We start from the raw sequence: 26,796 nt of genomic DNA on the forward strand, positions 1-26,796 counted from the left end.
CTCCTATTTATTAATCTGTATTCTTATACCATTTCAGATATTCATTTATAAAATTATCTATATTTCCGTCCATTACTTTGTCTACATTGCCTTCCTCGGCTTTTGTCCTGTGATCTTTCACCATTTTATAAGGCTGGAATACATATGACCTTATCTGGCTTCCCCATTCTATTTTAGACTGCTGCCCCTGTATCTCCGAAATTTCGTTTTCTCTTTTCTGCATTTCGAGCTCCAGCAGTTTTGATTTTAGTATTTTCATGGCAGTTTCCCTGTTTTTCAGCTGCGATCTTTCTTTCTGACATGTTACTACTGTATTAGTGGGTATATGTGTAATTCTCACAGCCGAGTCTGTAGTATTTACATGCTGTCCGCCTGCTCCGCTTGATCTGTATGTATCTATTTTCAGATCGTCAGGCTTGATATTCAGCTCCACATCATCTTCCAGTTCCGGAAGCACATTTATTGCCGCAAATGATGTATGTCTCTTCTTATTGGCATCAAAAGGTGAAATCCTTACAAGTCTGTGAACACCTTTTTCCCCTTTCAGATAACCATATACATATTCACCGGCAATACTTAGTGTTACACTTTTTATCCCGGCTTCATCACCGGCAAGTGAGTCCAGCACCGATACACTAAAGCCATGTATTGCTGCCCATCTGTCATACATTCTGTAAAGCATTTCTGCCCAGTCGCAGGCCTCTGTTCCTCCTGCACCTGCATTTATTGTCAGCATAGCATTACAGCTGTCGTATTTCTCATCCAAAAGCAGTTTTATCTTAAAGTTTTCCACTTCATTCTTTAGATTTTCAATTTTTTCCCTAAGCTCTCCCTGAAATTCAGTTTCACCGTTTTCTGCAAATTCCAGTAAAACACCCACATCTTCTAGAAGTGTACTTAATTTATTAAATTCGTCCCTGTCTTTTTTCAGTATATTCAATTCTTTTATGACCTTCTGGCTTTCCTGCTGATCATCCCAGAAATTTTCCGTAAGTGTCTGTTCTTCCAATTCTTTTATTTTTGCTTTTAAATTTTCCAGATCAAAGATGCCCCCTAATTTCGTTTATACTTTCAGTAAACCCTTCAATCTCTTTTTTGATTTCAAAAAGATCCATATTTTCTCCTCTAAAAAATAAATTTCATTACTGTGTATTATATCATAAATATCACTGTTTTTCAAATATTTGACTATTTTTACTATCTTTCTCAGCTTATAGAATATATAAAATTTTACATCATATGAATTTGTACATGAAAATTTCCTTGACATATGGTATAAAAAATTATAGCATACTTATATAAACAAACTATTTTATAAACTAATTTTTATATATGGAGGCTGAGATGAAAATAGCTTTATTTGATGTAAAACCATACGACAGAGAATTTTTTGAAAAATGGAATAAAAAATATAATGCCAGCATCACATATTTTGAAGAAAGACTTTCTGTAAATAATGCCGTTCTTACAAAATATTATGATGTCGTCTGCGTTTTTGTAAACGATGATGTAAATGAAAAAGTGCTTTCTATTCTTTCCAAAAACGGAATAAGACTTTTGGCTTTGAGAAGTGCAGGCTATAATAATGTTGATTTTAAAGCTGCAAAAAAATATGGTATCAGGGTAGTAAGAGTTCCCGCTTATTCTCCTTATGCAGTAGCAGAACATGCGCTTGCTCTGATTATGACCCTGAATAGAAAAATTCATAAAGCATACAGCAGAACAAGAGACGGAAACTTTACGCTGAACGGACTTCTGGGAACAGATCTTCATGGTAAAACTGCGGGTATTATCGGTACCGGAAGAATAGCCAAAATACTGATAGGTATTTTGAAAGGTCTGGGAATGAATGTTCTTGGTTATGATAAATTTCCTGATGAAAAAGCTGCAAAGGAAATAGGATATACCTATGTTACGCTTGATGAATTATATAAAGAATCTGACATTATATCACTGCACTGTCCGCTTACCCCGGAAACTATGTACCTTATTAATTATAACAGTATAAAGAAAATGAAAGACGGTGTTATGATTATTAATACAGGAAGAGGAAAGCTTATAGATACAAGCATGCTTATAGAGGGGCTGAAAGACAAAAAAATAAGTGCTGCCGGACTTGATGTTTACGAAGAGGAGGAATCATATTTCTTTGAGGATGATTCTGCTGATGTGCTTCAGGATGATGTACTAGCAAGACTGCTCACATTTAACAATGTTATCGTTACATCGCATCAGGCTTTCTTCACAAGGGAAGCTCTTGACGGAATAGTAGAAACTACTTTTAATAATATTCTGGAATACCATAATAAGCAGGAGCTTACAAATGAAGTGTATTATGATGAAAAAGAAAATAGAATTGTAGAAGGCAATCTACAGAAACACTAGGCTTATATTTCTAAAGATTGTAAACTTTCCATGAAAAACCGGATTATTACCGGTTTTTTTTGTATCTTTTCCATAGATATTATAGAACAATCATAAAAACAGATAATTTTTATACTTATATTGACTTTTAAATTTTCTCTGTTAAAATATAATCACATTAAGGAGGTTTAAAATTATGAGAAATATAATTATTTTTATATTGATATTTTCTTTTACATGTTTTGCAGGTGAATATCTCAAAGAGGGAAAAAGTATTTATTATATGAAAGACGGACAGATGGTCTCGTGCTACTTTGAAGACGGTACTGTTGATCCTGCTGCGGATTGTTATTCAAAACCTTCTAAAATTCTTTTAGATAATGTTGACCTTGATACTTTTAAAAGTCTTAATCTGGGCTATGCCAAAGATAAAAATTCAGTTTATTATGAAGGTCTGAGGCTTGATGATTCTGATCCTGATACTTTTAAAATTATGGACAGATATCTTTATTCCAAGGATAAAAATTATGTCTATTTCACAAACATAAAACTGGATAATTCCAATTCTGATACCTTTGTTTTTCTTGGTTCAGACTATGCCAAAGACAAAAATAATATATATTGGCACGGAGCAAAACTGGAAAATGCAGACACAAAATCATTTGAAATACTTTCTGCTGACCCGTGGAAATACCATGCCAGAGATAAAAATTCAGTTTATTTTGCAGGAAATAAAATACTGGGTTCTGATGCAAAAACTGCGGAATACCTTTCAGGCTATTTTATGAAGGATAAGAATAACATTTATTATCTAGGCAAAAAAATGGAAACAGAAATAAAGAATACCGCCGATCTGGTAAAAATAGACGATACTTACTACAAAGACAAAAACAATATATATTGCTATTTTAAAAAAATTCAAGATGTTGACCCTGCGACTTTTGAAATAATAAAAAGTCCTCATCACCCTTATTCCAGAGACAAAAACAATGTCTATTATTATGAGCATACAATAACTGGTGCCAATCCTGAAACTTTCGTGATTCTTGATGAAGGATACGGATATGCCAAAGACAGCAAAAGTATCTATTACGGGACCAAGAGTCTAAAGGAAGCTGACTTGAATACTTTTAAAGTTATTAATATGAATACGGCAAAAGATAAAAATAATGTCTACAGAGACGGGGAAATAAGCGGTGAAAACCCGTCAAAATTCTAAAACATCATAATTTATTATAAAACAAAAGAGCAGATGACCTGCTCTTTTTATATTTATCCTATTGCTTCTTCGTATTTTTTAGCTACTTCGTTCCAGTCTACTACATTAAAGAAAGCTTTTATGTAGTCAGCTCTTACGTTTTTATACTTTAAGTAGTATGCATGCTCCCATACGTCCAATGCCAGAATAGGCTGCCCTTTTCCGTCACATTTACACATAAAAGGATTATCCTGATTAGGAGATGATCCTACTGACAGGTGCCCGTCCTCTTTCACTACAAGCCAAGCCCATCCTGAACCGAATCTTCCTGCTGCTTTAGCAGATATTTCTTCTTTTAGCTTATCTACGCTTCCAAAGTCTGCTTTTATCTGTTCTGCCAATTTACCTGTAGGTTCTCCTCCGCCGTTTGGAGACAGAATTTCAAAATAAAGATTGTGATTGTAGTACCCTCCACCGTTATTTTGAATAGCTGTTCTTGAAGCTTCCGGGATAGCATCCAGATTTTTCAAAATTTCTTCTATTGATTTTCCTTTTAATTCAGGTAATTTTTCTATAGCATCATTTAGATTTTTTGTGTATGTAGCATGGTGTTTTCCATAATGAGTCTCCATAGTAAGTGTATCTATATGTGGCTCCAAAGCATCAAAAGCATATTTTAATTTAATTTGTTCAAACATTTAAATCCCTCCTGTAATTTGTTTTATTATACAAATAATAACACTTTCTTTTTAATTTTTCAAGATTTAATTTGAAAATTATTTTATTTGTAAATCAAACTATTTTTATTTTATACAAATAAAAAAGCAGGACTGTTAAATGTCCTGCATTTTTTGGTATGGTTACTCTTTTACTATGTAACCTACACCTCTTACAGTTTTTATAATTTTTTTGTCATATCCTTTGTCTATTTTTGATCTTAAGAAGTTAATGTATACATCTACTATGTTGCTTTCAGTGATGAAATCAATATCCCAGATCTTTTCTGATATCATAGTTCTTGTAAGTACTCTGTTTTTATTTTTCAAAAAGTATTCAAGAAGTAAGAATTCTTTATTAGTAAGTTCAATTTCTTTTCCTGCTCTTTTTACTTCTCTGTTAATAGGATTTAGTGTTAAATCATATGCAGACAGTACTTCTGACGAATCGTCATTACCCTGTCTTGTAAGAGTTCTTACTATTGCTTTTACTTTGGCAGACAGTTCATCAAGTTTATAATCATTATAAACATAATCGTCTATCCCCTGTAATAATGCTTCTGTTTTTGAGTATCTGTCATCTTTATCTATTGATAACAGAATGTAGCTGTTTTTCTTGTTGTCTATAATTTCTTCGAGCTCTTTTGAAAAAGTATTTTTAAAAGATTTAATATCCAGCATTACTATATCTATTGTGTCTGATTTTAATTCCTGCATCATTTTGTTCTTGTCTTCTGCCAGTGAAACACTGAAGCTTAACTCTTTCATCAGCTGACCTACTACAAGTCTGCTTTTTTCGTTACTATTAAATATTAAAATTTTCATTTTTCGTTTCCTCCAAAAATATTTTATTTTACTTTATCTAAGATCTGATCAATGATTTTATTTAGCCGAATGCTTGCTTCTGATTCATTCTGGATATACGGCTCACCGCTATCTCCAGCTTCTGCAATATTTTTATCCATAGGTATGGAACCAAGAAAATTAACTTTTAATTCGTTTGCCATTCTCTCCGCTCCGCCTTTTTTTAATATATTAACTTCTTCTCCACATTCAGGACATATAAACCCACTCATATTCTCAATTATCCCAATTAATTCCATATTTACCAATCCTGAAAATTTCACTGATCTCCTAGAGTCTAATAACGCTACATCTTGAGGAGTTGTTACAACTATTGCCTTTGTCCCTACACCCACATTTTGTGCAATTGTTAATGTTTCATCACCTGTACCCGGTGGTAAATCTATTATCAAATAATCCAGTTTACCCCAAACTACATTTTCTAGTATTTCCATAATAGCACCCATTTTTTGTGGTCCTCTCCAAATTATTGGATCCGTACTAGGAAGAAAAAAACTTAAGGATGTTGTGCACAGATTCTCATTTATCTTGTATGGAACTGATAAATCGGTTAACTTTTCCCCTTCTACTCCTAACATAATAGGAATATTTGGCCCATGCAGATCTGCATCTAGAATCCCCACTTTATATCCTCGCATAGAAAGCCCATATGCTAAATTTACCGATAGTGTGGATTTCCCAACTCCACCTTTGCCACTCATAATAACAACTTTGTTAGTAATATTACTCATATTCTCCTTGATTTTGGATTTTTGATTTTCCATATTGATATTACTATGCATGTGTGTTTTACCTCCCTTAAATCACGTAACCTGTCTTAACTCGGACACCACCTCTCCATTTTATTTTTCCTTAATTATATTTATTTGAATATAATAATTAAGAGCTCTTGATTTTATTAGACAATATGTTATAATAAATTAAAAATTTAGTTTTTCACATCAATTATTACTAATATAATCAAGACATTTTACTAAGTTTTTAGCACTTTTGTCAAGCATATTTTAATTTTTTAGTAGAACTCATTCTAAATTTTTTGAACAATATCTTTTTAGACCAATAAAATCAGGTCTTTCCGCTAATATTAAAAGGAGGAATTTTATGTCAGAGTATTTAAGCGATAAACCAAAAAAATTAATCATAAAAGATAAAAATGGAAATATTAAAAATTACCAGGAATTTGAACATAATAATAACGGTGATCCCATTTATTATAAAAAAGTTGAAAATGAAAGAACAACAGTAGAATTAACCTATGAATATGAATATGATGAAATTGGACGTAAAAAAGTAACAAAAATTGCTGATTTAATAACTGATAATATTACTATAATGGAATATGAATATTAATACCTTTTCTTATTCATGTTTTGATATGTGAAATATCGAATGAGGTATAAGTGTTTCGACATTAGTATATTTTTGTCATTTTGAATTAAAACTGGACAAAACACTGGTTATATCATAAAATTTATGTATATTTTTAGAAAGAAGGTTTGTAAATATGAATATAAGTGTAATTAACAATTTTAAAGATAATTTTGATACTCTGATACTTCCGGTCAGTAAAAACCGTAAGATTAATTCCCATAATAAGGAACTGGACAAGAAAATTAATAAATATATTGAACTTTATTCTTTTTCTTATTCTGATGATAAATTTCTTTCTTTCGATTTGGAAGCAGATAATAAGCTAAAACAGATTGTTTTGGTTAATATCGACCTTCCAGATAAACTTCAGATTCGAGATACATTATTCAATGTATTTGGTAAAATTTCCGAAAAATCAAAAAATATACTTTTTATTAATTCTGATTTATTTTTTGATGAATATATTATAACAGAAATTTTCATATTAAGATACTATAAATTTATAAAATATATAGAAAATTCTAAAAAACATAAACATCATTTATTTATCTTAACCAATAAAGATATTGACCTCACTGAAACCATAGAACTTGCAAATTCTGTTAATACCGCTAGAGATTTAGTTAATGAACCTTCTAATGTACTTTATCCTGAAACTTTAGCCGAATCAGCTTTATCACTCGGAGAAAAATACGGTTTTGAAGTCGAAGTATTAAATAAGAAAGATATTAAAAAGCTGAAAATGGAATGCTTTTTAAAAGTAGGCGAAGGATCTGACAAAGAACCAAAGCTTATTATTCTTCGCTACCACGGCAACAAAAAAGATAAAAATAAAATCGGGCTGATTGGTAAAGGCGTTACATTTGACAGCGGCGGTCTGTCGTTAAAACCTTCTGACAGCATGATCGAAATGAAATCCGACATGGCTGGTGCTGCAGCTGTTATTTCTGCTGTTTGTACCGCTTCAAAAATGAAGATAAAGAAAAACATTATCGGTGTCATACCCGCCTGTGAAAATATGATTAACGGTTCTTCATATAAACTTGGCGATATAATTAAATCAATGAATGGCAAGACTGTAGAAATACACAATACTGATGCTGAAGGACGTCTTACTATTATTGATGCTGTTACTTATGCGATCCGTCATGAAAAAGTAACACATATACTAGATATCGCAACTTTAACGGGTGCATGTATGGTTGCACTCGGTACTGATATTACTGGTGTTGTTACCAACGACGGTAATATGCTGAAAGTCTTGAAAAAGGCCTCTGAAATTTCAGGTGAGCTCATTTGGGAACTTCCTAATCATAGTACCTATAAAGAAAGTTTAAAATCACCCAATGCAGATCTTAAAAATGTAGGAACAAGATGGGGCGGTGCTATTATAGCCGGTCAGTTTATAGAGGAATTCGTAGAGAAACTTCCGTGGCTGCACCTTGACATTGCAGGCCCTGCTTTTATTGAAAGTAAGTCTAAATTCGGCAGTGCAGGCGGAACAGGAGCCGGTACCAGATTATTATATGAATTTATAAAAAACTTTTGATCACAATATGGAAGAGCTGTTTATTTAGAACAGCTTTTTTAATTTTGTCAGAATCTTTGTTTTATTTCTTCCTTTGATTTCAAAATTTTATTCCGCTTTCTGATATATTTCTGTTTCATTTTTGACTTCACAAAGTTTAAAATTTTTCACAGTTTCCGCTTTATTAATTAATTAATTAATTTAGATATTTAAAAAATTTTATCTCTAAATTTTCTAATAAAAATTAACATTTAAAATAGTAAATTCCGAGTTATTTTTATTATTCACAAGTATTTGTTGACATATTATTATATAAAACAGATTCTAAGATCTTATTTTATGCTAAAATACTTACACTCGTCTTTATTCATATAATTGGAATCCAAAAAGTTAAAGTATTGGTAACTGATATTATTTTTTTATGATTTTCCATCTAAAATGAATTAAATTGAAATATGTGAAAAGTGTTGAAAATTGTCAAATAAATAACCGATAAGTAATATGATTGTGATAAACTTTCCCTATTTATGAAATTATTATAGCACATTTTATAGTAATAATGAAAGAAAATAATTCTTATTTATTTATTAACAAATATAAGATATCTCTAATATAAATGCAAGACAGATCAAAAAACACTCTTTATTTTAAATTGAACATACTAATTCATATACAATTCTTTTACTAATAATTTATACAAAAAGACAAGCAGAATTAATTTTTCTGCTCGCTCTTTTTATTAGTTTTTACAGTAATTCAAGTGCATTTTTACAGATATCTTCTGCTGTCAGTTCATATTCCTTCATCAGATAATCTAATGTTCCCACTTGTCCGTATCTTTCCTTTACTCCTACTCTTCTCATTTTAGCAGGATAATTTTCAGCAAGAACTTCAGCTACTGCTGATCCAAGTCCGTTATGTATGCTGTGATTTTCACATGTTACTATCTTTCCTGTTTTTTCTGCATATTTTATAATAAGATCTTTATCTATAGGCTTTAATGTAAACATATCAATTACAGCCGCATTATATCCTTTTTCTTTAAGCATATCTGCTGCTTTAAGAGCTTCTGACACCATAATACCATTCGCTATAAGTGTTATGTCGCTTCCGTCTTTTACTACATTTCCTTTTCCTATTTCAAATACTGAACCATCTTCATATATCTTTTCCGCATTTTTTCTCATTGTTCTGATCCAGTGAAAACCTTCTGTCTGGGCTACCTGTTCTATTATATTTTTGAACATTACACCGTCAGTTACCTCAAGAACAACTGCTCCGGCAAGCCCTCTGACGATTCCCATATCTTCAAAAGACATATGTGTTCCGCCATTATGTACTGCTGTTATTCCGGCATCCGAAGCTATTATTTTTACATTGTTTTTTTGATATGATATTGACATAAACAGCTGGTCAAAGCATCTTCTGCTGGCAAATGCCGTAAATGTATGGAAAAAAGGTACTTTTCCCGCAATTGACATTCCGCCTGCCATACCTGCTATATGAGCTTCCATAATACCGCCGTTTATTATTCTTCCGGGAAGCTCTTTCTGTATAATGTCTGTACTCATTGACCCCATCAGATCTGCTTCAAGGGCAACTATTCTTTCATCCTTTTTCATGAGCTCCAGAAGAGTGGTAGAATATATCTTTCTCATTTCCATATCATCTTTTTTTCTTTCACTGCATATTTTATACATTATTCTACCTCCCCTTCCAATTCGGCAACAGCCTTTTCTATTTCCGCTTTCACATCATCTGTAAGTCTCAGATGATGTGAATTTTTTAAATTTTCTATATATTTTACACCCTGACCTTTTTTTGTATCAAGAATTACTGCAAGCGGTCTTTCATTTTCCCCTCTTGGATTTTTTAAAAGGTTATAAATTCCTTCTATATCATCACCTTTTACTTCCACGCTATCAAATCCAAAGGTCTTGAATTTCTCTGTTAAAGAAAACGGCTTTATAATTTCTTCCAGAGTTCCGTCAAGCTGGAGCTTGTTATAATCCACAAATACAGTAAGATTATTCAAATTATGGTGTGCTATAAACTGAAACGCTTCCCAGCACTGACCCTCATTTAATTCTCCATCCCCAAGGATAGTAAATACACGGTTATCCTTACCTGAGAGCTTTTCTGCCATTGCTATTCCTGTTGCTAATGATACTCCCTGACCCAGTGATCCTGTAGTAGCGTCTACTCCTTTAGTCAAAAGTCTGTCCGGATGGCTGGGCAGATGAGTTCCGTTTACATTCAGAGTCATTAATTCTTCTTTGGGAAAGTATCCTTTTATGGCAAGAGCAGCGTATAAAGCCGGACCTGCATGTCCTTTTGACAGCACCATATAGTCTCTTCCTTCCCAGTTTGGATTTTTAGGGTCTATTTTCATTACAGCACCATATAATACTGCAAGAGTTTCAACCACTGAAAGACTTCCTCCAAAATGCCCGAATCCCAGATTCAAAAGCATTTTTAACATAGAGATTCTTATATCCTTTGCCAGTTTTTTTATTTCATTATAATTTTCCATTTAATCCTCCTGTATTTTGTTTATTTCGCTGCATCTGCTTCAGGCATTTTTTTCTTAGGCATCATATAGTTCAGAGCTACAAGGATTGCTAATATTGCTACAGCTATTATTGTTATTACATTTTTATCCATATATCTTGCCATATTTCCTAAAATTATTCCTACCAGTCCGAAATCCGCATCTGAGAATGTAGTATTCGCAAATCCGAGAGATCCTAAAACAGGCAGAAGCATTACAGGCAGGAATGTAATAAGCAGACCGTTTGCAAATGCTCCAAGCATTGATCCTCTTCTTCCTCCTGTAGCATTACCAAATACACCTGCTGTTGCTCCACAGAAGAAATGCGGAATTACACCCGGAAGTATTAATACCATGTTTAACTGACCAAGTACCAGAAGTCCTACTATTCCTCCCAAAAAGCTGAATAAGAATCCTACAAGAACTGCATTTGGTGCATACGGGAATACTACCGGACAGTCTAATGCAGGTTTTGCAGACGGTACCATTTTTTCAGAGAACCCTTTGAATGCAGGTATTATTTCCCCAAGAATTAGTCTAACACCTGATAATATGATAAATACACCGGCTGCGAATGTAATTGCCTGAATAATAGCATATACAAGATAATTATCCCCATTGCTTAAATTAGTTTCTACGAATTCTCTTCCTGATAACACTGCCAGCATCAGATAAATAACCATCATAGTAAGTGATATAGAAATAGAACTGTCTCTTAAAAAACTAAGATTTTTCGGAAGATTCATATCTTCTGTTGATTTTGAACCTTTTCCTACTGCTTCACCAACGAATCCCGAAAGAACATAACCAAGCGTTCCGAAATGCCCGAAAGCTATATCGTCATTACCTGTAATTCTTCTCATATGTCTTTGTGCCATTGCAGGGAATAATGCCATTATAAGACCTAAAATTATTGACCCTACCAATACTAACTGAACACCGTCAAAATCTGCCACACGAAGAATTATTGCTATCATACATGCCATGTATAATGTGTGATGTCCTGTAAGGAAGATATACTTCAGTCTTGTAAATCTTGCTATAAATATATTAAATATCATTCCAAATGCCATGATATATGCTGTCATTGCCCCATATTCCCCAAGTGCTATGGACACGATTGCCTCATTATTCGGGATTATACCCTGTATATGAAAGGCCTGTTCGAACATTTGTCCCAGCGGATCCAAAGATCCAGTAAGTACTCCGGCTCCTCCGCTCAGAACCAGAAATCCCAATATTGTTTTTATTGTTCCTTTTACCACATCAGTAACTGGTTTTTTTTGTGCCACCAGCCCTATTAATGCCATTAATCCTACTAAAACCGATGGTACTTTCAGTATGTCAAATACGAACATTAATAATCCATTCATCATTAAACCTCCTAATATTATTTTCCAAAATATTTGCTCAATTTTTCTTCCAGTTCATTCATATCGATAATATTATCCAATACTACCAGTTTATTTTCGGGAACACTTGCACTAGCCGCAATATCTTTTCCCATAACGAATAAATCCGCTGCATCAGGTGTAGCACTTGATAAATCCGAATGCTCCACTTCTGCGTCTACCCCTATCTTTTGTATTACTTTTTTTATGTTCATTTCCACAAGGAAACTGCTTCCAAGTCCTGAACCGCATACTGCCATAATTTTCATGAATTTCTCCTCCTAATATTTTAATTATAATTAATTTTTTTTGATCATAGCGATCAATTTGAAGCACAGATATTTTTACAGTCCGTTATTTTCTGAATGTGGATTCTGCAAAAATACTGAAATACCAGTGTTTTTATAAATTTTTATCTAAAGTAATCAATGATGCCTGTCAGTATCAAAACACTTATATCCCGGTTATATTTTTATTCTTTAAAATATAAATGAGATAAGGTATTAATATTTATTTATTATTCCTATTACTTCCTCTGTAGTTTCCGCCTTCATTAAAGCCTCTACCTCTTCATCATTCTGAAGAAGCTCGGAAAAACCTGTAAGAGCTTCTATATGCTTCTCACTATCCTCCGCCGCGAGTATGAAAATCAACTTTACTTCATTTTCTCCGTATTTCACGGGCTCTTTCAGCTTTAAAAGCGACATTGCAGTTTTTGATACTCCGTTTTCAGGTCTTGAATGTGGCATTGCCACACCTTCCCTGAGCACTATATAAAATCCCAGTCTCTTTATGTCATTTATCATTGCATTCACATAATTTTCTGATATAAATCCCTTCTCCAGCAGCGGATTAGCAGCTGTTTTTACTGATTCTTCCCAGTCCGAAGTGCCTTTTATCAGATTTATATTTCCGTTTAAAAATTCTTTTAGCATAATGATGCCCCCTAAACTTTTGTTTTTATAAAATAATCTATTACTTCATGTTTATCTTTTGCCTGTAATAATTCTCCTTTTAAGTCATATTTGGTTATCAGATCAAATAAATCATTCAGAATAGTAAGATGTGATTTATTTTCATTGCTTGCAAATGATATAAAAATATTTGCAGACTTCTTATCGGAAAATAAAACAGGTTTCTTTACCACAAGTACTCCCACACCCAGCTTCAAAACATTACGGCTTATTCCTGCATGCGGAAGAGCTATTCCGTCATCAATAACAATATATGAACCATACTTTTTTACCAGATTTATCATCTCGTCTATATATTCTGTTTTCACATACATGTTATCTACCAGAAGACTTCCCGATATTTTTATTGCCTCTTCCCAGCTTTCTACTTCGTCCAGCACCACTACACTTTTTTCATTTATAAATTCTTTTATATGTGTGGTTTTATAGTCTACATCATCAATTATTCTGTTTTTAAATTCTTGCTTTATCTCATTAATCAGAATTTCTTCATTGACGATCTTTGTATTTTTCTTTATTATTTTCAGAATTTTGGACAGAAAAATTTTATTGTCATTTTTTGGTATGTTATATTTTGCCATTTCAAGATAATCTTCCTGCTTTAACAGCGGATTTATCTTTACCACGGGAATTTTATACTTCTCGGTTATATCAAGCGTAGTAAGAATCAGATCTATATTTTTGTAGTTTTTCAGTGCATCTTTCAAGAGGTAATAAGGGAGCACGTCTACTATATCCACGTTATAATTTTCTTTTATACTCTGTTCGAGAAGCCTTGAGCTTCCATAACCCAAACCGCATACCAGAAGTATTCTTTTCAGATTCTGGTGTGTGTTCCTGTCTATTGATGCCTTGAAATGAAAAGCCAGCAGAGCCAGCTCCTCTTCCGGAAATTCTATTCCAAACATTTTTTCAATGTCTCTGGTAATTATTCTTACTATTTCCAGAATAGGATCCTTGCTTATTATCAATTCCTTAAAAACAGGATTTGTTACTCTTATATTGTTCCTTATTCTGTATATTACCGGTTTCATATGATATATAAGACAGTCTATTAATATTTCATCACTTGTAATATCCAGCTCTATATATTTATTAAATTCATTTACCATTTTTTTGATAAAAACCTCTTCATGAATCCAGTTTTCCAAATTATTGCTGCTATACTCATTTGTAGTAATTCCTAAGATAAAATCCGCAAGCTCCAGAATTCTTTCTTTGGGAATTTCGGCATTTTTCAGTTCCTTTATTTTTTTTATTTCCTTTTCTATTACCAGAAATTCTTTTGTTCCCAGAAGAAAACTCTTATTACTGCTCCTTGTATACAGTGACTGTATATTTTTATGATTATCTATCAGTATTATCAGATATGCGTATATAACATAAAATATTTCATCACTGATATTCAGACTCAGATTCTTATGAATATTCAGTATAAATTCTTTTATGCTTTCTTTGCCTTTTATGTTAAAAAGGCTGTCGCATAATTCTGACATAGTTTTTTTATACGAGCTCTCTTTATCTTTTGTGTTTACCAAAATAAGAATTTCTTTTAAAAGACCTATTTTATAAAGCTCAAGCTTATAGGGCTCTCCTTCCAGTCTGTATCCTTCATTATTTTTATAGGCTACGTCAAAACCTTCCTGTATCATCTCCTTTTTTAAAATTTTCATATCTTTCTTTATTGTTGTTCTTGACACTCTCAGCTTTTCAGAGCTTTTGGTAAGATTTAGTCCGGTTTTATCAAAGCATAATATAAACTTCAATATTTCCAGACGCTCTTCCTGTGAAAAAACTTCAATATCATTTAATATTGTATAAATATTTGATATATCCTGTGTATTGTCAAAATACAGATCTTTCCCTGATTTCTTTACGGGACTTATATGCAGTACCTCCAGAAAATAATTTATATTATCAATGTTATATCTGGCTGCTCTCTCAGAAATACTGTACTTATTGCATATTTCTTCATAAGTGAATTTTCCGTTCTTAACAAAAAAATCCAACAATTCCTGTTCTCTGTGATTTAACATGTTTATCACCCTACTATAAAATACCACAATTTTCGCAGCATTCAATATAAACTTCCTTTCTCACATTTATGACGAAAAATTACCACTGTACAAAATATAGAAAAATATTAGCTTTTAGAATTTTTATTTCTTTTTGTAAGTGCAAAATTTTATACTATATTTTTATATTCACTAAAATATTCCAAAATTTATTATTTTTTGTATTATAATTTTTTTTAATAATAAATTATCAAAAAAACCTCTCTTTTCCAGTAATATCAAAAAAAATCAACTATTTATAATATTTGCTGAAATTATCCTTCAAATCCTGTCTGATATTATATTGACACAATTTATAATTATATAATATAATGTATCATTTAATTCATTAAGGAGGATTTCATGAAAAAGTTTATTTTATTTTTAGTATTTACGCTTGCAGTATCTTCATTTGCAAACTATGAAAGCGATCTGCTCGGCAGAATGAAGCCGGTAGAACAAAAATCTGGTTCAATGCTTGATTCAGCACAGACAACAGCAGAAATGATTAATGCCGTTTCGTATGCTTCAAATGAATGGGATGCTGAATTAAACAAGATATATAAGCTTCTTATGTCCAGTCTTTCAAAGGACGGTCAAAATTCACTCAGAAACGCACAACGCAGCTGGATCAAGGAAAGAGATAAAAAGATAGCTGGGGAAAACAGCGGCGGCACTATAGATTTAGTCAACAAAAACAGCATCTTTTTGGAAGAAACCAAAAAACGTACTATAGAGCTTGCTAGAATTTATGATAAGCTCAAATCCAAAACATAAAAAATAATGGTGCCGTATCGGTGATTAAGCTGATACGACACCATTTTTTTACATACCTTATAAATTTTATTACCGAAATTTTTCAGTTCTGATATTATCTGTTAAACTCAGACTTTACGGCATATCCTAAAATACTGCCTTTAATGTTACACCTGCTCTGTAATCATTTTCTTTATTATCACCTGTAAAATATTCCCCTGTAATAAATATTCCATATTTATCTTCTACTTCTACCCCTATTGCCGCCTTTGTTCTAATTGTTCCTTTTTCGTCCTGCGGTTTTGATAAATTATGATAATCATTTTCCACCGCTATTAATTTTGCTCTTTCTCTTTCATTTAAATCTGCAAGTTCATATTCATATGCTACATCCAATGTACCTTTTAGTTTTACCCCGGTATTTTTTCCAAGCGGCAGTGCTCCTTTTAGTTCCACTCCTGCTCTTGGCTTTGCACTCCAAGCGTCATTTCCTTCCACTTCAAGTCTTTCTAATCCGCTCTCACTAAATGTCGGTCTTGTAACATACATTGCCTTGAATGCTCCATATGGCATTATGCTGGCATCTTTGCTTATTTTAAATTCTTTACCAATAATATTGTCACTTGTTACACTATAAGTTTCATATGTTCCGTTCATTTCCGATCTTCCATGCGGAGAAGGCCAGTCTATATTTCTGTCCACATTATGCATGCTTACTCTTCCTGTAAGATCATTTCTCATTTCCCAGTCATTAACTTTATACTTATTATGTACACCTAGCTGTACTGTATCTACCCATTCCTCACTACTGTTTCCGTCGTTGAATTCAAATCCTGAATGTAAATATCCAAGCGAATATCCGAATGTATGTCTGTAGGTTCTTTCTACCTCACGCAGGGCAAGTACTCCTGTTGTAGTATAATTATAACCTGTTACTCCGTCTGTTTCTTCTTTATTCTTCCCTTTTCCGCCTATAATACTTATTTTTACATTTTCTTTTGTATTATTTGTCGAATCCTGCAATAAGTGCAGCGAATTTTCAAATGCTCCTGCTATATCGTTTTCTCTTTGATTAATATTAGCATATACATTTCCTGCAAGACTTGCCATTATATGTCTGAAATTCTCTTCATTTGGAATATATGCAGTTTTATTATATATTTCCACTCCGTCACCGGAAGCACTCAGATAATTATTTTCCAATGAAGTCCCGAAATCTTCAAACCATAATCCGTCTGTAAATTCTGTAAATGCCTTTCTTGACATATATACATCTGAACCATTTCCTGTAGCCTGAGGTGTTGCCTCCCATAATAATGATCCGCTTATAAAATCATACTTTCCTGATGTTGCCTGAATTACACCTTCCAGTTTATAAACATTGGCAATTGTACCGTCTGAGAATCCCGGAAGTATTACAATAGGCTTAGATGTTGATATTTCATCTGCTATTATTGATGTTCCCGATAATGCAAAGTCATAGTCAGGGTTTCCAGAAGGCTGTACTGATGAAGGATCCGGCTTTATCAGTACCTGTATTCCATCTAGTGCCAGTACTCCGTTAGTTTTTATTATTCCCGCATTTATTAATGACGGTAGTGTATGTGTACTTCCCACTGACTGTATTGTATTATCGAATATGCCATTTACACCGGCTGTTCCTGAATTTACATTATGCAGTGAATTTGTAGGGTCTGATGATACAAATAACTGTCCGTCACCTGTTATATTTATAGTACCTGTGTTAGTGATTATTGTCCCAAGGTTTCCGTACATTCCTATAGCTCCGTTACCTGTTATATTTATAGTACCATGGTTTATTATTTCAGAGCCTTCACCTTTTCCTGCCATTCCTATTGCATTATTGCCTGTTACATTTATAATTCCTGTTGATTCATTTGTAATTACTCCGCCTTCTGTATACATACCAGTAGAATAATCACCATTTGTTGTCACAGTACCAAAGTTATTTGCTGTTCCGCCTTTAGCCACTATTCCGTATCCACCGTAGCCTGCTGACACATTAGCTCCTGCATGGTTTACAATTGCTGCATTTTCTCCATATATTCCTACTGAATATTTACTATTCTCCACATCTACATCTGTTGTTCCTGAAACAAACAGAATATCTGAATTACCTACAGATACTGTACCGTAGTTGTCTACTGTTCCGCCGTAATTATAAATACCTACATTATTATTTCCTGCTGTTCCGGAGATGATACCGTTATTTGCCATAACAGCTCCTCCCGCTCCGCTTGCAGGATCCTGTGCCATATAGAATCCGACATTGTCAGAACCTGTCATTGTTACATTACCATTATTAGTAATTACTGCACCTTCTGTACTGTACATATATACTGAGTCAGTTCCTACTGTACTGTTAGTTCCGGCATTATTTACCAATGAACCGCCTTTTAATATAAATCCGTAATTTCCATTTCCTGTATTCAAATCAGCTGAATTATTTACTGCCGAAGATACTCCGTATACTGCTACTGCCCCGTCAGTTCCCATGTTCATTACTGATCCTGCATTTAGATTTACGATTCCGTTTGTAGAATATATACCTATTCCTGAATTTCCTATATTTGACGTATTATTATTAATAACTGTTCCGCTATTGCTGTAAATACCTATTGAACCTGTTCCTGCTGTTACTGTCCCCGAATTCGTTACTGTATTTCCAGCAGTATTACTGTATACAGCTATACTCGGATCGGAAATATTTGACGAATCTCCTACTTTTACCGTACCTGTATTATTTATAGCCTGACTGCTTGTTCCTATAGTATAAATACCTATAGATTTATCCCCGGTAAGATCTATAATTCCGCTGTTATTTACAGTACCCGTATTATTATTCGAAAATAATCCTATTGAGCCTGCTCCTGTTCCGCTGATAATTCCAGAACCCATATTATCAATACCTGCTCCATCTTTCAGATATATTCCGTGCGAACCTGAACCTACAGTTATAGAACCGCTGTTTAACACGAAAGATCCGCTTCCCGAAGTCATAAGTCCTGCCGAGCCTGTTCCTACAGTTATAGAACCTTTGTTACTTATTCTTGAACCGTTTTTCCCGTATATACCTGCTGAGCTGTCTCCTAATATTATAGTTCCGTTATTTTCACCATCTGTTCCTGCTGTCATTCCTACCGGAACTGTTCCCGAATATTGCTTATCCAGTGCGATAGCTGCTACATTCACTGCACCTGGTGCTGCTGTTATTACAGAACCGTTCAGATACACTGCAGAATTTTCCCCTACCACAAGTGTTCCGTCAGATGCAAGTCCTGCATTACCTGTATATTCCAGTGAACCGCCTTTCATGCTTCCTAATGTATATGTAGAACCTGCTGATGAGCTTACAGTAAAATTATTATTTATTGTTGCTCCCGGGATTGTATTCATATAGAATAATGTTACATTTTGTCCGTTTATATCTATATTTCCTGTTCCTGTTAACAGATTTGTATCTCCTTCAAGATACATCCCCAATGCATTATCTCCATAAAGATTTATATTTGTTCCGCTTAGATTCAGATCACTGTCTTTTGCGTATATTCCTATTCCATTTTTACCCACAGTTATTGTAGAACCTGTATCATTTACTGTTCCTTTATTTACATAAACACCTATTGCTTCTGTTACATTACCAAGATTTATTGTTCCTCCGCTTAGTGTTACTACGGCATCTCCTTTTGTTCCGCCGGTTCTGTTTGTATTGGAATATATTCCTATTGTTCCTGAACCGCCTGTTCCTGTAATACTTCCGGAATTCGTAATATTTATTAATCCGCCTCCGTTAGCTCCCGGATTTGACGGATCCTGATAACTTACTCCGTAAATACCTACTCCCTGATCACCGATAGTTATAGTTCCTGTATTTGTTGATACAGTTCCATTTTCGCCATATATACCAAAACTCTCTTTCCCTGTAGCTGAAACAGCACTACTATTAGTTATATTTCCGTTATTGGCATATATTGCAACCGAACCGTCACCTGTCAGACTTACTGTTCCGTTATTTATCATGTTATTGTATGTTACAGAATTTACAGAAGAAAAATTATCTGCTATAGCTACCTGATTAGCCAGACTTCCAGAAATTACAGCATTGTTTGTAATACCTATCAAAGATTTTTCAATTGTATTATATGCATCTGTAGAATCATTCAGATTTACATTTTGGTCTACAGTTAATGTTCCTTCTAAAAGGGACGCTATATTTCCTCCATTCAGAGTAATGCTCTTAAACATAGAACCTATTGATCCGAAGCTTAATGATGACAAAGTCGAATTTGCATTTTGCAGTGCCATTAATGTGGCATCCTGTGAAAGTATTACATCCATATTAGTGTTTAACCCTGAATAGTATGCACTAAAGTAACTCGGAATTCCCATTGAACCGTCTACTATGAATCCTGTTGATCCTGACAGCAGATTTAAAGTACTTCCTGATGTAAAATTAGTTTTTGTCCCTGAATCTTTAGCTATCGAAAATATTGAACCGTCACCGACAGTAAAGCTTGTTCCGGGTGTATTTATTGTTCCTCCTCCTGAATTATACAGAAGTACTCCGTTTGTTCCTACTTCATATGTTCCGCCTGTTGTTCCCAGCGTGATCGTTCCGTTGTCATTATAAACACCTATTGATTTATTTCCCAAAGCATAAACATCTACATTATTGCTTGTTCCAAGATTCAAAATTGAACCGCCTTTTACATAAAGCGTTGCACTGCCTTCTCCCGCTGTTTTGAAGCTATGGTCTCCTCCCGAAGTTCCTGTCAGCGTTGTTCCTGTATCTGTCAGAACTACAGCATGAGATTCTTTTCCGTTTGTTTCTATATTGTTTGATCCCAAAAGATTTATTTTTCCGCCTGATTTAGCTATCAGTGCGATAGTTCCGTCTACAGGTACTGCTGTACTTCCTACTGTCATATGAGGATACAGATTTAAAGTCGAGCTTGTTCCGTCTACTATTATTCCTGTGTTATCTACACCTTTATCTATGTTAATTACCGAATATTTTTCATTGTCAAGAGTCAATGATCCTTTACTTATATAAGCCAGTGAACTGTTTTTAGCATAATCTCCGAATTGTAATTCATATTCTTTTATTCTATAATTTAATGAAGCATGATTTACATATAACCCTATTGCTCCCTCTACAAAATTTTCATCATTTCCCGCTGCATTTCCGGCATACTTATTTTTTTCATCCCCTATAGTCACTCTTATTTCAGCTGACTGAGGATCATACTGTCCGGCTGTGAGGTTCCCGTATCCGCTGTCCATTACCTGGGCAAGCTCTACACCTATACTGGAATCTCCGTTTATTCTTATTGGAGTTTTTAAAACCAGTTTTGAAGAAGCTAAAGTATTTGCTCCTGCTCCTGCTGTTTTTACTCCTACACTGTTTCTACCATACAGAACAACATCTCCTTCATTATATATAGAAAGATGCGCAGCACTTGTATTCGCATAGTTAAATCCTATACTTTCCTTAGTCTGCAATTCCACAAGTCCGTTCGATGCATTATAGAACTCCAGTCTTCTGGCTGCTGTAGAACCGCTTACCGTAAATGAAAAAGCTACGTGTCTTCTTCCTCCGTCTGTATAATTACTATCATATAACCCTAATATACTTCCTTCATTTCTTACTGTAGGACTGAAACTTCCGCTGTGCATCTGTAATGAAATTAGAAGCAGTGAATTTCCATTTCCTTTAATAGTTCCCTGATTTAATAATTCTCCGTATTTGTCATAGGTTCCCCAGCTTGTTAATGCATTCCCGTAATAATCATAATCATAATTGTGATAAGTAGTTCTTGATCCATGAGGGTCATATTGAATAAGGTGAGGAAGAACTCCTGTATAAGTATCGCTCACATTACTTGTCATCGATATGGTAAAATTCTTTCCGAATACTGCACGATCAGCACCTGTTATCTCATATAAAGCCGGTACAGAACCAGATACAGTTATCGATCCAAGACTGCCTGCATTTGTCATTGAATTGGAACCTGAAGCCCAGTTAGATGTTCCAGTAAGATTATCATATGAGTATGAAGTAATATACTGACTATTCCATACTCCTGATAATTCACCCTCTGAAAAATTATAATTTCCTACAAATGATGTTATTCCTCCAGGGTCTGATGTACTCGCATTCCCCAGACTGTTAAAGCTGTCGTCACCATTTCCTGTTGATGGTACAGTTACAGCAAATGTGCTGATTACTGGCACATCCGGAATAGTTATGTCAGGAATATTAATGGAAAATGTATCTACATTTACATTTGCTGTAATTACTTTAGTAGGATCACTTGGAGCTGCGAATGTCGGATTGAAGCTCAGCTCCGGAACCTCTGACAATGCCAGATTAACCGGCTCTCTTGTGAGTCCCTTCAAAGGAATGCTTACTCCCAGATTTATATCCTTTGGTTTTTGTAAAGCCTGATATCCTTTTCCTGCAATTCCGCCTTTTACACTGCTTGTTGTTACATAATTGCCTTCTTCATCATAATATCCTGTTACCTGTGAATGATATTTTGCGTTTTCTTCACTATTATCCACGCCTTTTCCGTGCTCATCATAGTATCCCGTAAAAAATACCTGCCATTCAAGATATTCGGGTTTTACTATGTAATCGCCCTGTATATGTAAATCTTTTAATTCTTTATTTCTTTGTTTGAGTATTCGTTCTATTAGTTGGTAATTTTTTTCGTTTGGTTTTCCCTGTTCTATGTTTCTTACAATATTATTATACATTCTGTCATAACGTGATGATACAGGAGCTTTCTCTCCTTTGGCGTAAGCCGCCATCACCGCATTCAATGCCAGAAATAATACTAATAGTTTCTTTCCTTTTTTCATAATTCTCCTCCTGAACTACCTTATATTGTTTTCCACTTTATACTGCTCTATTCTGAATAATAAATCTTCTATTTCCTGTATTTCCTTCACTTTTCTGTCTATTTGTTTATCTACTTTTGTTATTTCTCTTTCCAGTCTCTGTCCGCTGTTTAAGTGCTGTCTGAGATTAATCCACTTTCCTCTTGCACCTTCTCTCAGTTCCCTTCTGTACTCATACGTAGGAGCAGCATTTAGCACCATTCCCCAGAGAGCACCTAAAGATATAATCAAAATCATTTTTTTCATAATTTTCTCCTCCATGTTATCTTCTTCTCATTCTTGCTGTTTCATCTGGTAATAATTCCTCTTCCTCAGCTTTTATTTTATCAAGAGTGCTGTACCAGTAGCCTCTGTGTTCGGGAAGAGTCACATATATCGATTCCTGTGCCTTTCTCAACGCTTTCTCATAAGCGGAGTATTTCCCGTCCTGGTCAAAATCCTTTGTAATACTTTCTTTTACTGCTCTATCAATTTTTATATCATCAGAAAAACTGAAAAAAGATATTACAGCAACTAAGATCATAATCTTTTTCATATTATTCCTCCTTATTTTTTAGTCTTTTTCAGATACTTTAAGACCTTGTTATATTCTGTTTTATGCCATGCAAGATCTTTTTTTGCCTTATAACTTTCGATTTTATCGGCTCTTTCCATTTCTAAAGCGACGTCAGTTTTCACATTTTTGCTTTCTGCCGCCGATACTGCACCGAATACTATAAGAAACGTAAAAAATACTATTCTCATACATTACTCCTCTCTCAGGTTTCTTTAGAATAATTCTTCATAATAATTTTGCTTGTTAAATTACTTTTATACCCATTATAGATTTATTTCCACACGAATTGTCAAATATATGATAAGAACAGAAAAGGTCTGACAACTATTGAAGCGAGACTATATGTTAATTTTATCATAAACTACCTATTTTTAAGCAAACTAGACATTCGCAGAAATTACGAATATAAAGCAAAACCAACCCATTACTTTTTTACATTCAGATTTTTCCATATTCAGCATCTTAATTTTATAAAAAAATATAAAACGAATACTCAATTCTGTTTGTTTTATTCAAAAAACTGTCTGATTCTTAATATGAAACATTCTGAATTCAATTAAAGAAACATTTTTACTATCATTTAAATTATTGTAATAATGTTCAATTCATTCTATCAAAAGACTCTTAAATTGTCAAACATTTTTTATTTTGCTTAATAATTTATTTATGGAATAATAATGAAAAAATTTTCCTTATAATGTCTTTAAGGATATATTTTTTTAGAAATAAGAACTATTATTTTAAAAATTATATTTTTAATTTTTAATATTATTTTTTAAAATTTACCTAATATTTAATTTTAAAAGACTGTATTTTAGTAGTACTTTTCACATTCTTTGAAAAAAAAATGAACCTTGCGGCTCATTTCATCTCTTATTATTTAAATTATTCTCATTATTTACAATGTTCCCCATATCATTATTTCATCTGAATCACTTTTTTTATCCATAATCCAGTTGCAAAAGTTTTCTATAAACCTTTGCAGATAAATATCTTTATATTCTTTTTTGTATAAGTCAATTAATATTTTACTCCATTCAACGGCAGGAATACAATTCATCCCACAGGCATCAAAGAATTCCTGTATTTCTTTTGTTTCAGGGTCTGCAAACGGGTAAATACTTTTTACAGATTCTGTTATATGTTCAAAATCAGATGAATAAATAAATATATGATCTTCTTCTTTTATACTGTCCCATCTGTCTCCAAATTTTGCAGAAAATAATATAAAACCATATTTTTCTTCTCTGGGTTTATAACTCAATATTTTCATAACAAGTAATCTCCCTTATTTTACTTTATCGGTACATAGCCCGTTTTTTCCACTACTTCCTGTCCTTCATCACTTAGTATCCATTCTATCAGCATATCAAGATTTTTATTTTTCACATCTTTTCTTGTAATGATATAAAAATCGATTGTGTATGGATATTTTCCTGTTCTGATGTTTTCTCTGGAAGGCTCTGCACCGTTTATTGACAGAAGCTTTATATTGTCATTTTTATTCATTCCTGTCACATAATATCTAAAGGAATATCCTATTGAGTTCTTATAGTTTCTGTAACTAGCTACTCCGTTAACTATACCGCCCATAAGCTCGTAATATTCCTCCTCCAAAGGCGGTGCCATCTGTATTCCGTTCATCACTTTATTTTCCATAATTGTCTGGCTTCCAGAATTTTCCGGACGTTGAAAAGCCATGATTTTCGCGCGCTGTCCGCCGGCTTTTTTCCAGTTCTTAATTTTTTTAGTGTATATATCCTGTATTTGCTCCACACTTAGATTAGATACAGGATTATCTTTATTAACTAAAAATACAAACGCCTCTCTTCCCAAAGGAATGAGTTCCAGCTCTACTCCGGCTTTTTTTGCCATCTCGAGCTGACTTTTCGACGGCTCTGCTCCAAATATAGCATCTACCTCTTTATTTATAAGTCTCTCATATGCAACAGGTGTGGTATTACATTGCACATAATCCTTGACTGTTTCCTCATTAAGACCTTTATAAACTGCCTGTACTATGGAACCATACACAGGATATGCCGCTGTTGCCCCGTCCAGTTTAGGATAATTACTTTCTATACTGATTTCCGGTTCTTTTTCAAATATATACAGGCTGTTTTCTCCTGAAAAAGGGACATAGCGCTGTATGGAAAATCCGTCTGCCACCTGATCTACAGAAGTATCCCTTTTTAATTTACCTGAATTATAAACATATTTATATACTCCAATACCTATTACACTCAATATCATCATTATTATTACTGCTAAAAATAAAAATAACGCTGTTTTCTTATTCATTATTCCTCCTGATATCCACTTCTTATTATTTAATAAAAATATCTTATTTATTTTACTGGCACATAGCCCGTTTTTTCTACTACTTCCTGTCCCTCATCACTTAATATCCATTCTATCAGCATATCAAGGTTTTTATTTTTCACATCTTTTCTTGTAACAAGATAAAAGTTTACTGTATACGGATATTTTCCTGATTTGATATTCTCTATGCTGGGCTCTACATTATCTATTGATAAAATTTTTATATTATCATTTTTATTCATCCCTGTTGTGTAGTATCTGAAAGAATATCCTATAGATCCTTCATAATTTCTATAATCTGCCACACCGCGTATTATCCCGCCCATTCCCATGAAAAATTCTTCTTTTAGCGGAGGAGTCATTTTTATTCCCTTCATTACTCTGTTTTCCATAATTGTCTGACTCCCGGAATTTTGAGGTCTCTGGAAAGCCTGTATTTTCAATGACTTCCCGCCTGCCTTATTCCAGTTTGTTATTTTTTTTGTGTATATTTCCTGTATTTGCTTTACACTTAAATTACTTACTTTATTTTCTTTATTTACAAAAAATATAAATGCTTCTTTTCCTATGGGTATAAGTTCCAGCTCTACACCTGCTTTTTTAGCTGCTTCAAGCTGCTTTTTTGAAGGCTCCAGTACGAATATAGCATCTACCTCTTTATTTATAAGTCTTTCATAAGCATAAGGCGTCGTATTGCACTGAACATATTCCCATATCGTATCATCATCAAGTCCTTTATAAACTGCCTGTACTATAGAACCGTATATCGGGTAACCCGCCGTTGCTCCGTCTAATGTGGGATAATCCTCAGATATACTGATGCTCGGAGCTTTTTCAAATTTATACAGAAGATTTCCCGGTGCAAAAGGTGTATAATCCCATAAATCCACCTCTCCCACTACTCTTTCCACATCGTAATCAGGTTTCAGCATTATGGATTTCGAAGCGCTGAAAGTCACTGCCCCTGTTGTTATTAACAACAAAAAAAATACTTTAATTCTTTTCATTTATTCCTCCTTTTTATATTTAATTTTTACAGCAAATATCTAAAAATAGTCATTTTACTCATTTAGCTTTGTTTAATTATACTACACTCATTTATATTAAACAACATTTTAAGAATAAAATTTGATTTTTTATAAAATAAGCAATATACGTATAAAAAAGCAAAAAACAGATACCCAAAGCTGCAATATCTGTTTTTCTAATTTTATTCATAAAAAGTTC

General features: G+C 33.5%; 22 protein-coding genes. 5 read left to right on the top strand and 17 right to left on the bottom strand.

The window, feature by feature from the left end; all coding sequences use genetic code 11:
• Positions 1–10: 10 nt before the first annotated feature.
• Positions 11–1,115, bottom strand: a protein-coding gene (gene prfB, locus STERM_RS16565; protein WP_177605689.1) for a peptide chain release factor 2 whose coding sequence is annotated in 2 segments (ribosomal slippage) — positions 11–1,042 and positions 1,044–1,115 — 1,104 coding nt in all. Because the reading frame shifts where the segments join, the coding sequence is not laid out codon by codon here.
• A 229-nt stretch (positions 1,116–1,344) separates the two neighbouring features.
• Here prfB and STERM_RS16575 point away from each other — a divergent pair.
• Positions 1,345–2,385, top strand: a complete 1,041-nt coding sequence (locus STERM_RS16575) for a 2-hydroxyacid dehydrogenase (protein WP_012862778.1) — start codon at positions 1,345–1,347, stop codon at positions 2,383–2,385.
• Between the two features lie 175 nt (positions 2,386–2,560).
• On the top strand, positions 2,561–3,583 hold the full coding sequence (locus STERM_RS16580; protein ID WP_012862779.1) for a DKNYY domain-containing protein: 1,023 nt from the start codon (positions 2,561–2,563) through the stop codon (positions 3,581–3,583).
• Between the two features lie 53 nt (positions 3,584–3,636).
• Here the strand turns inward: STERM_RS16580 and STERM_RS16585 are convergent, their stop codons facing one another.
• The 3 genes from STERM_RS16585 to STERM_RS16595 all read right to left on the bottom strand — a co-directional run bounded on the left by STERM_RS16585 (position 3,637) and on the right by STERM_RS16595 (position 5,906).
• Entirely contained in the window at positions 3,637–4,260 is a 624-nt protein-coding gene (locus tag STERM_RS16585; RefSeq protein WP_012862780.1) for a superoxide dismutase, read from the bottom strand.
• Between the two features lie 162 nt (positions 4,261–4,422).
• The gene (locus STERM_RS16590; protein ID WP_012862781.1) at positions 4,423–5,103 is read right to left on the bottom strand and encodes a response regulator transcription factor; all 681 of its coding nucleotides are present in this window, start codon (positions 5,101–5,103) and stop codon (positions 4,423–4,425) included.
• Between the two features lie 23 nt (positions 5,104–5,126).
• Positions 5,127–5,906, bottom strand: a complete 780-nt coding sequence (locus tag STERM_RS16595) for an Mrp/NBP35 family ATP-binding protein (RefSeq protein WP_244407190.1) — start codon at positions 5,904–5,906, stop codon at positions 5,127–5,129.
• A 337-nt stretch (positions 5,907–6,243) separates the two neighbouring features.
• Here STERM_RS16595 and STERM_RS16600 point away from each other — a divergent pair, with 337 nt between their 5' ends.
• Both STERM_RS16600 and STERM_RS16605 read left to right on the top strand, forming a co-directional pair.
• A complete protein-coding gene (locus tag STERM_RS16600) occupies positions 6,244–6,492 on the top strand; it encodes a hypothetical protein (RefSeq protein ID WP_012862783.1) in 249 nt (82 codons plus the stop codon).
• Between the two features lie 154 nt (positions 6,493–6,646).
• Positions 6,647–8,062 carry a leucyl aminopeptidase gene (locus STERM_RS16605; protein ID WP_012862784.1) on the top strand — a complete coding sequence of 472 codons (1,416 nt, stop codon included), beginning with the start codon at positions 6,647–6,649 and terminating at the stop codon, positions 8,060–8,062.
• Positions 8,063–8,787: 725 nt separating this feature from the next.
• On the opposite strand, the gene STERM_RS16610 is transcribed toward STERM_RS16605, so the two are convergent.
• The 6 genes from STERM_RS16610 to STERM_RS16635 all read right to left on the bottom strand — a co-directional run bounded on the left by STERM_RS16610 (position 8,788) and on the right by STERM_RS16635 (position 14,993).
• The gene (locus STERM_RS16610; protein WP_012862785.1) at positions 8,788–9,741 is read right to left on the bottom strand and encodes a transketolase family protein; all 954 of its coding nucleotides are present in this window, start codon (positions 9,739–9,741) and stop codon (positions 8,788–8,790) included.
• A complete protein-coding gene (locus STERM_RS16615) occupies positions 9,741–10,574 on the bottom strand; it encodes a transketolase (protein ID WP_012862786.1) in 834 nt (277 codons plus the stop codon). Before STERM_RS16615 ends, STERM_RS16610 begins: the two co-directional genes overlap by 1 nt.
• A 20-nt stretch (positions 10,575–10,594) precedes the next feature.
• Positions 10,595–11,965 (bottom strand): PTS ascorbate transporter subunit IIC, encoded by a 1,371-nt coding sequence (locus STERM_RS16620; RefSeq protein WP_041310967.1) that lies wholly within the window; start codon positions 11,963–11,965, stop codon positions 10,595–10,597.
• A gap of 17 nt (positions 11,966–11,982) precedes the next feature.
• On the bottom strand, positions 11,983–12,252 hold the full coding sequence (locus tag STERM_RS16625) for a PTS sugar transporter subunit IIB (protein ID WP_012862788.1): 270 nt from the start codon (positions 12,250–12,252) through the stop codon (positions 11,983–11,985).
• 234 nt (positions 12,253–12,486) lie between these two features.
• Positions 12,487–12,918: a PTS sugar transporter subunit IIA gene (locus STERM_RS16630; RefSeq protein WP_012862789.1), complete on the bottom strand. Its 432-nt coding sequence runs from the start codon at positions 12,916–12,918 to the stop codon at positions 12,487–12,489.
• Between the two features lie 11 nt (positions 12,919–12,929).
• A complete protein-coding gene (locus STERM_RS16635) occupies positions 12,930–14,993 on the bottom strand; it encodes a BglG family transcription antiterminator (protein ID WP_012862790.1) in 2,064 nt (687 codons plus the stop codon).
• 381 nt (positions 14,994–15,374) lie between these two features.
• Between STERM_RS16635 and STERM_RS16640 the strand changes: the two genes are divergently transcribed.
• Positions 15,375–15,788, top strand: coding sequence for a lysozyme inhibitor LprI family protein (locus tag STERM_RS16640; protein ID WP_012862791.1), 414 nt, complete (start codon positions 15,375–15,377; stop codon positions 15,786–15,788).
• Between the two features lie 126 nt (positions 15,789–15,914).
• On the opposite strand, the gene STERM_RS16645 is transcribed toward STERM_RS16640, so the two are convergent.
• The 7 genes from STERM_RS16645 to STERM_RS16675 form a co-directional block, all read right to left on the bottom strand.
• Complete coding sequence (locus tag STERM_RS16645; RefSeq protein WP_012862792.1) at positions 15,915–22,652, bottom strand: autotransporter domain-containing protein; 6,738 nt, start codon at positions 22,650–22,652, stop codon at positions 15,915–15,917.
• Positions 22,653–22,667: 15 nt separating this feature from the next.
• Positions 22,668–22,937 (bottom strand): hypothetical protein, encoded by a 270-nt coding sequence (locus STERM_RS16650; protein WP_012862793.1) that lies wholly within the window; start codon positions 22,935–22,937, stop codon positions 22,668–22,670.
• Positions 22,938–22,953: 16 nt separating this feature from the next.
• A complete protein-coding gene (locus tag STERM_RS16655) occupies positions 22,954–23,226 on the bottom strand; it encodes a hypothetical protein (RefSeq protein WP_012862794.1) in 273 nt (90 codons plus the stop codon).
• 11 nt (positions 23,227–23,237) lie between these two features.
• Positions 23,238–23,435, bottom strand: a complete 198-nt coding sequence (locus STERM_RS16660; RefSeq protein WP_012862795.1) for a hypothetical protein — start codon at positions 23,433–23,435, stop codon at positions 23,238–23,240.
• Positions 23,436–24,145: 710 nt separating this feature from the next.
• Positions 24,146–24,520, bottom strand: a complete 375-nt coding sequence (locus STERM_RS16665) for a hypothetical protein (RefSeq protein ID WP_012862796.1) — start codon at positions 24,518–24,520, stop codon at positions 24,146–24,148.
• 20 nt (positions 24,521–24,540) lie between these two features.
• Positions 24,541–25,548, bottom strand: coding sequence for a PstS family phosphate ABC transporter substrate-binding protein (locus STERM_RS16670; protein ID WP_012862797.1), 1,008 nt, complete (start codon positions 25,546–25,548; stop codon positions 24,541–24,543).
• Between the two features lie 47 nt (positions 25,549–25,595).
• The gene (locus tag STERM_RS16675; protein ID WP_012862798.1) at positions 25,596–26,576 is read right to left on the bottom strand and encodes a PstS family phosphate ABC transporter substrate-binding protein; all 981 of its coding nucleotides are present in this window, start codon (positions 26,574–26,576) and stop codon (positions 25,596–25,598) included.
• Positions 26,577–26,796 lie beyond the last annotated feature (220 nt).

Source organism: Sebaldella termitidis ATCC 33386, assembly GCF_000024405.1.
Lineage (GTDB): Bacteria > Fusobacteriota > Fusobacteriia > Fusobacteriales > Leptotrichiaceae > Sebaldella > Sebaldella termitidis.